This is a genomic window from Neptunomonas sp., assembly GCF_041601355.1.
Classification (GTDB): domain Bacteria; phylum Pseudomonadota; class Gammaproteobacteria; order Pseudomonadales; family Balneatricaceae; genus Neptunomonas.
Window position 1 is genome coordinate 1 of the sequence record NZ_JBFIIH010000195.1, and the last position, 4812, is coordinate 4812.

Here is a 4812-nt window from a genome sequence, read left to right on the forward strand (position 1 = left end):
CGGTTACTACACCGCGCTGGAGCGCACGCTGTTCAGCGAGTTTGCATCTGATCGTCATCTGGAGTTGTGGGAGATCAACTGTGAAGTACACCGTCGTGGTTTAGAGCTGATCCGTCCGGGTGCGCGTTGCAGTGATATCGCGGCCGAATTGAACGAAATCTTCCTCAAGCATGATGTGTTGCAGTACCGCACCTTTGGTTACGGTCACTCTTTCGGCACCCTGAGCCACTATTATGGCCGCGAAGCAGGGTTGGAGTTGCGTGAAGATGTTCACACCATCATTGAACCAGGTATGGTGATTTCGATGGAGCCAATGCTGATGCTGCCGGAAGGCCGGGCGGGCGCAGGCGGATACCGTGAGCACGATATTCTTGTCGTCGGCGAGGACAGTGTTGAAAACATCACTAAGTTCCCGTTCGGCCCTGAGCACAACATTGTTAAAGGTTAACAGGTAAAGGTTAACAAATGTCTGACGTGTAAGAGGTGGCTGTAGTAATACAGCCATTCTCTTATATGACAGATAGCTGCGCCTGAAACTGAAGCGATAGTTTCTGGAGCAGCTACACTCTCCTTATCCGCAGCCGATCAGTGTTAAGTCCGACAGTCTGTTAGGGTAGTTGGCTTGCTCTGTCGACAGCCAGCGGTAACTAAAGCTTGGATCTTACAGCCTGCATTGTGTATCAAAACCCATTGCTCTTGAAAGGAAAGGCGCGGTTCAATTCAGTATATAGGTTGCATATTTCTTATTTAGTTAAATCATAAATATAGGTTGAATAAAAATGCGGGAACTAGCCGTACTCTGTGCTGCTTATTCGATTAGCCTGTTTTATCGCGGCATGATCTCAGTCATCGCCCCTGAAATTTCTGCTGACTTGTCGTTGGATGAGGCTCAATTAGGTTTGCTTGCATCGAGTTTTTTTCTCAGCTTTGGCGTGGCTCAGATCCCCAGCGGTATAGTACTGGATCGATTTGGTGGACGCTTAGCTATTGCCGCTTTTATGTGGTTTGCAGTTTTCGGCATTGGTCTTTTCAGTATAGCTACGCATTACTATCAGGCGTTAGCCGGAATGGTGTTGATCGGAATCGGATGTGCTCCGGTATTTACTGGCGCTATGGTGTTTATCGGACGCTTATTTTCGCCAGAGCGCTTCGCATATGTTACGGCATTAGTTATTGCTATCGGTAGTCTCGGTGATTTATTAGGTACCACCCCGCTGGGAATGTTATCAGAATGGGTAGGGTGGCGTTCCTCGTTGCGCTTAGTCATGCTGGTGACTGCGTTGATTGCGTGCCTGAGTTTATTGGGCCTTTCACGCGATAGGCCAGCCACTGCTCATGAAACACCAGGCAGGATGCTCAGAGATATGCTGCGAATATCTACCGTTCGCAGCTTGTGGCCAATACTACCGATGTTCTTGGCTAGCTATGGGGTATTGATGGCTATTCGAGGCTTATGGAGTGGTCCTTATCTCGCGGATGTATTTGCGGTAAATACCACTGAGCGCGGCTTTATTCTGATGGCGATGTCAGTCTCCATGGCGTGTGGGACATTCTTGCTAGGATTGGTGGACCGCAGGTGGCAGCAAACAAAAACGCTAGTAATTTATAGCTCTGTACTGGCATTGTTACCATTGATCCTGCTGGCTTATTATCCGGATAAAGGGTCAGTTTTCGCTATGTGGTGTTTCATTACAGTCGGTTTGTTCGGTTTTACTTATCCGCTCTTGATGTCGCATTCGAGAACCTTCCTGGCGCCTGAATATTATGGTCGAGGAATGGCGATGTTAACGGCTATAGGAATGGGCGGAGTGGGAGTTGTTCAGGGGGCAAGTGGCTGGTTACTTGAGTGGGCTGGTTCAGCTCAATTACCTCCGGCTGAACAGTATCAGATGTTGTTTATATTGTTAGCCGGGATACTCTCAGTCGCTATTTTTGTTTATTGCTTTAGTCGTAAACATGGAAATTCCGACCAGCCGGCTTCGGTGATTCGTCAGCATACTGCGCAGTTAGTAGAAAATGCGTAAGTGAGTAACTCAATCCAAGGGTTCTGTTTATCTGGCAGAAAAGAAAGCGTCGTTATTATTCGGACCAAATTTGTATGATGCAGGATGACTTTGCGTTTGTTTCAGACCTCGGCGCAAGTAATCGAGTAACAGTGCAGCGGCAGGCGACAAGTTATTCTGATCATAATTAAAACCGATAGTGACGAGTCCCAGGTCTGGCAGGCCACTGTGGTCTTGACCTGTTTGTAGCATTTCAGGAATGGTATTGATTACCAGAGCGCTGATGCCTAAACCCGCTTTAATGGCAGACTGTATCCCTAACAGGCTTGATGAGCAGTACACGACTCTCCATGGAATGTTGGCTTTATTTAGGGCATCAGTGATGTGCTGACGGTAAATACAACCTTCGGGATAAAGCACGAGTGGTATTGGTTGGTCTTTATTCTGGATAAAACCAGGGTCTGTTATCCAAGATAATGCTTCAACAATGAAGTCATCTTCAGCGAACTTATGTGTTGGATATTCATCCATCGTCATTACCAGATCAAATGTGCCTTTCTTGTAAGCATTGCGTAAGTTAATACTGACATCGGATCCAACATCCAGGGTTACATTGGGATATGCACGAGTAAATTTGGATAAAAGTACGGGGAGAAATGATACTTCGAAATCATTGGGCGTTCCCAGGCGTACAGTACCACTGACGTCTGGCGTTGACAGGCGGGAAACGACAGCATCGTTTATTTCCAATATCTTGCGGGCCGAACTGTACAATATATGTCCATCTTCTGTGAGTTGTAATCCACCAGCCCTGTTGAAAAGCTGCACATCTAACATCTCTTCCAAGCGCTTAATCTGCAAACTGATCGCAGGTTGGGATCGCCCCAATAACCCACCGGCCTGAGTAAAGCCCCCAAGGTCATTGATAGTAGTGAAGGTACGCAGTAGATCCATGGGGATGTTTTTCATAACTCAGGGCCTTTTTGTTTTTATATCAACCACACCTTTTAGTATTTATAACACAAATGGCAGGCCTTGAACTATTAGCAAACCCAACGATAGCTTGCTGACTATGTAGCCTGATCAATGAAATTCCGGAAGCAATGAATACTAAGGCACTAAAGCGGCTTAAACGGATTGCGGTGGACATAAACCGATGCTCACCGCTTTGTGCGCGTTTAATCTAAATGTTATTCGAAGAGCATGCGGCTAGCTAAATTTCGCCAGCAAAGAGTGATGCTGGCAGGCTGGGCTTGGGCGCAGTATGTCAGTGTTAAGTCCAATAGTCCGCGAGACAGTGTATCTCGTCAATAGCAATGAAAACTGGTGATCGAGGTAAATTAACGATGAAAGATAAGACTGAGATTCGCATTTTAGCCGCTATTATAGGTGTTTGGTGGTTTGTATTGCACTACACATGGCATATGAAAAGTAATGCTACTAACTCAGTCGTCACAATGTATAAAATTCCCCATCAACTCCTCTACTCTAGCCAGTCTGCAGTTCAACGTCATCTTGACGTGTATTATGTTCGCGCTGAATATGCAACGTGACAACATCACCTACTTTCAAACCATCTTTGCTAATGAGGCGTTGGTGTAATAGAGCGTAATACATCAATGCTGGGTCGCTGAAGCGTATTGCTTGATCAGGTTGTCAGCCTTTTTATAAAACTGATCGAGGTCTGTCTTGCTATCCCAGCGTTCTTTGTAGGTGTTGTGAAACCCAAGGACAATGTCAACGCCTTGGCTATGAAATTCCAGATGGTAACCATCCGGATCACTGGTGACTTCGATGCCATCGAGGGCCTTACCAAAGGCAGTTGGATGGCCGTTTTTGGAAATCAGTTCGTAGAGGTTGAGTAGGGGATAGACGTTTTTGTTCACGGCAGTAGTCCTCGCAATAGTTGTCAGGCAGGGCACATGGCTTGGTCATGCGCCCATTCAGCCCGGCAGACTCCGGGTCGCCTCAGTGATGGCTGTTAACCATCTCGTCGTAAACGGTGCTCGTTTCCAGGGCGATCGGAACCGCGCAGGATGCCAGCGCCCGTTTCGCCTCTACATAGCTGTGAAACACCCAGGGTTTGCCGGACTCATCCAGATTGAGAGTGTGCAGCTCGTTGCCGACAACCGCTTGGGCAGTGTAGATATCACCCTCGTTGGACATGATTTTTATGGCAGCGACCTTTCCGTTGTTGAGCTGATTTCTTAATGCGCTTACGTTCATTGCCGTTCTCCACACTGTGAATTGGGTTACATTCATCATTACGTGTGGGTATCGGGATTGGATCATGGGTGGGCATAGGTTTTCTGAGCAAGCGCCTACCAGGCTAGAGCTTGAACCGGGTGATCAGGAGTACTGACGACTTAAAAATGCTCTAGGTATATGAAACAGGAAGGCGGTGTGGAGCTTACAGGAAGGGGCGTGGTAAATATCCTGTGCGGGTTAAGAATAACCCTGATGCTGATTTAGCAACCCAACTGCGTTCAAACATCTATGTCTATGAAAAATATTCCAAGTACATAACAGATATAGTGGGGTTTTTTCATCTTCCGGGTGGTTTTTGCCCCAGTTTCCAACGTGGTTTTTATCTTAAATATTGATAATCAATTAGTTAGTCTTTTGGCATTTTTTTTGTATGTTCTAAGTAATGTTGCCGTATCAGTATCAACAAGAAAGGCAGAAGACAATGGAGTTACTCGAATCGGCCATGGCATTTGCCGTAGTCATGATGATCTTCTCTACGATTGTCACCGGAATAGTCGAGGCTATCCTCAAAGCATTTGGCACCAGAGAAGAAGTCCTGAAG

General features: G+C 46.6%; 5 protein-coding genes. 2 read left to right on the plus strand and 3 right to left on the minus strand.

Annotated elements, in window-relative coordinates; translation table 11 throughout:
- Both ABY436_RS18890 and ABY436_RS18895 read left to right on the plus strand, forming a co-directional pair.
- Positions 1-448: M24 family metallopeptidase (locus tag ABY436_RS18890; RefSeq protein ID WP_372740479.1), on the plus strand; the 448-nt coding region annotated here is incomplete at its 5' end.
- A 331-nt stretch (positions 449-779) separates the two neighbouring features.
- A complete protein-coding gene (locus ABY436_RS18895; protein WP_372740480.1) occupies positions 780-2024 on the plus strand; it encodes an MFS transporter in 1245 nt (414 codons plus the stop codon).
- 27 nt (positions 2025-2051) lie between these two features.
- Here ABY436_RS18895 and ABY436_RS18900 read toward each other — a convergent pair whose 3' ends face one another.
- The 3 genes from ABY436_RS18900 to ABY436_RS18910 all read right to left on the minus strand — a co-directional run bounded on the left by ABY436_RS18900 (position 2052) and on the right by ABY436_RS18910 (position 4229).
- Positions 2052-2972: a LysR substrate-binding domain-containing protein gene (locus ABY436_RS18900; protein WP_372740481.1), complete on the minus strand. Its 921-nt coding sequence runs from the start codon at positions 2970-2972 to the stop codon at positions 2052-2054.
- A gap of 647 nt (positions 2973-3619) precedes the next feature.
- The gene (locus tag ABY436_RS18905; protein ID WP_372740482.1) at positions 3620-3889 is read right to left on the minus strand and encodes a DUF3081 family protein; all 270 of its coding nucleotides are present in this window, start codon (positions 3887-3889) and stop codon (positions 3620-3622) included.
- Between the two features lie 82 nt (positions 3890-3971).
- Positions 3972-4229 (minus strand): DUF6482 family protein, encoded by a 258-nt coding sequence (locus ABY436_RS18910; protein WP_372740483.1) that lies wholly within the window; start codon positions 4227-4229, stop codon positions 3972-3974.
- Between the last annotated feature and the right edge of the window lie 583 nt (positions 4230-4812).

What these genes read in the sequence shown, in the direction of transcription:
- ABY436_RS18895 (WP_372740480.1), top strand. Translation starts at nt 780, where the DNA reads ATGCGGGAACTAGCCGTACTCTGTGCTGCTTATTCGATTAGCCTGTTT.
- ABY436_RS18900 (WP_372740481.1), bottom strand. Translation starts at nt 2,972, where the DNA reads ATGAAAAACATCCCCATGGATCTACTGCGTACCTTCACTACTATCAAT.
- ABY436_RS18910 (WP_372740483.1), bottom strand. Translation starts at nt 4,229, where the DNA reads ATGAACGTAAGCGCATTAAGAAATCAGCTCAACAACGGAAAGGTCGCT.